General features: G+C 70.1%; 1 protein-coding gene and 1 pseudogene. Both read left to right on the top strand.

From position 1 onward, the window contains the following. Positions 1-658 (top strand): annotated as a pseudogene (locus tag JOZ00_RS24100) (translational GTPase TypA); the annotation flags it as partial. Positions 659-703: 45 nt separating this feature from the next. Continuing rightward, positions 704-2,503, top strand: a 1,800-nt coding sequence (locus JOZ00_RS24095; protein WP_293349169.1) for an ABC transporter family substrate-binding protein, incomplete at its 3' end; no start/stop codon positions are given.

Raw genomic sequence — 2,503 nt, 5'->3', positions numbered from 1 at the left:
CAAGACGATCGACGGCAAGCTGCATGAGCCGTTCGAGGCGATGACGATCGACTGCCCCGAGGAATTCGTCGGCGCGATCACCCAGTTGATGGCCGGTCGCAAGGGCCGCATGGAGGAGATGGCCAACCACGCGGCCGGTTGGGTCCGAATGGACTTCATCGTGCCCAGCCGCGGCTTGATCGGCTTTCGCACCGACTTCCTCACCCTCACCCGCGGCACGGGCATCGCCAACGCGGTGTTCGACGGCTACCGGCCGTGGGCAGGGGAGATCCGGGCCCGCCACACCGGCTCGCTCGTGTCCGACCGGAGCGGCACCATCACGCCGTTCGCGATGATCCAGCTCGCCGATCGCGGCCAGTTCTTCGTCGAGCCCGGCCAGGACACGTACGAGGGCATGGTCGTCGGAATCAACCCGCGCGCAGAGGACCTCGACATCAACATCACGCGCGAGAAGAAGTTGACCAACATGCGGTCGTCGACCGCCGACGTCATCGAGACGCTGGCCCGCCCGCTGGATCTCGACCTGGAGCAGGCCATGGAGTTCTGCGCGGCCGACGAGTGCGTCGAGGTGACTCCGGAGATCGTGCGGGTCCGCAAGGTCGAGCTGGACGCCACCTCCCGCGCCCGCAGCCGTTCGCGGGCCAAGGCCCGGGGTTAACGCCGCGTGGTGGCGCGGGCTGCCGGAAGGCTGCTCGATACCCTGATCAACGTGCCGAGACCAGTCCGCCGCTTCTTGTGGGCGGCGGGCGTGGTGGTCTCGCTGGTCGGATTGGCGTTGTCGGCGTGCACGGTCAACCCGCCGCCCGCGCCGCAGAGCACGAACACGCCGCACAATTCGCTTCCGCCGCCGCCCCGCGTCACCGAGATCATCATGGGCATCGACTCGATCGGTGCGGGCTTCAACCCGCACCTGCTGTCCGACCTGTCCCCGGTGAACGCGGCGATCAGCTCGCTGGTGCTGCCCAGCGCCTTCCGCCCGGTGCCCGACCCCAACACGGCCACGGGCTCGCGCTGGGAGATGGACCCGACGCTCTTGGTATCGGCGGACGTGACCAACCAGAACCCGTTCACGGTGACCTACAAAATCCGGCCGGAGGCGCAGTGGACCGACAACGCGCCCATCGCCGCCGACGACTTCTGGTACCTGTGGCACCAGATGGTCAGTCAGCCCGGCGTCGTCGATCCCGCCGGGTATGACCGCATCACCGGGGTGCAGTCGCTCGAGGGCGGCAAGCAGGCCGTGGTCACGTTCGCGCAGCCGTATCCGGCGTGGAAAGAGCTGTTCAGCAATATCCTTCCCGCGCACATCGTTAAGGACGTGCCGGGTGGTTTCGAGGCCGGGCTGGCCCGGGCGCTCCCGGTGACGGGCGGGCAGTTCCGGGTGGAGAGCATCGACCCGCAGCGCGACGAGATCCTGGTGGCCCGCAACGACCGCTACTGGGGACCGCCGGCCAAGCCGGCGCTCATCCTTTTCCGGCGGGCCGGCGCACCGGCCGCGCTGGCCGACTCCGTGCGCAACGGCGACACCCAGGTGGCCCAGGTGCACGGCGGCTCGGCGGCCTTCGCGCAGCTGTCCGCCATCCCCGACGTGCGCACGGCCCGGATCGTCACCCCCCGGGTCATGCAGCTGACCCTGCGGGCGAACCAGCCGAAACTGGCCGACACGCAGGTCCGCAAGGGCATTCTGGGGCTGCTCGACGTCGACCTGCTGGCCGCCGTCGGCGCGGGTAGCGACAACACCGTCACGCTGGACCAGGCCCAGATTCGTGCGCCGAGCGACCCGGGCTACGAGCCGACCTCACCGCCGGCGATGACGACGCCGGCGGCGCTGGCGTTGCTGCAGGGGGCCGGATACAAGGTCGAGTCCAACACGCCGACGTCGACGACGCCGACCCCGGCCGGGCCCGGCCCGACCGAGGTGACCCGCGGCCGGATCAGCAAGGACGGCCAACAGCTCACGCTCGTCATCGGCGTGGCGGCGAACGACCCGACCTCGGTCGCGGTGGCCAACACGGCCGCCGACCAGTTGCGCAACGTCGGCATCGACGCGACCGTGCTGGCGCTGGACCCGGTGGCGCTGTACCGCGATGCGCTGAACGACAACCGGGTGGACGCGATCATCGGTTGGCGTCAGGCGGGTGGAAATCTGGCGACCCGGCTGGCCTCGCGTTACGGCTGCCCCGCGCTGGAGGCGACGCCGGTATCGACCTCCAAGGCACCCCCGGGGCCCGGCGGCCCCGCGCCGCCACCCGGGCCCGGCACCGCCCCCCCGACGCCGACGGCGTCGAGCCGCCCGCCGGATCCCAACGCGCTGGTGCAGGCGCCGTCGAACCTCACCGGGATCTGCGATCGCAGCGTTCAGTCGAACATCGATGCCGCCCTCGACGGCACCAAGAACATCAACGACGTGATCACCGCGGTGGAACCGCGACTGTGGAACATGTCCACGGTGTTGCCGATCCTGCAGGACACCACGATCGTCGCGGCGGGCCCTAGTGTGCAG

The organism is Mycobacterium sp. (assembly GCF_019243155.1).
GTDB lineage: Bacteria > Actinomycetota > Actinomycetes > Mycobacteriales > Mycobacteriaceae > Mycobacterium.
The sequence above is the reverse complement of the archived record's forward strand: the minus strand, read 5'-3'. Positions and strand labels throughout refer to the sequence as shown.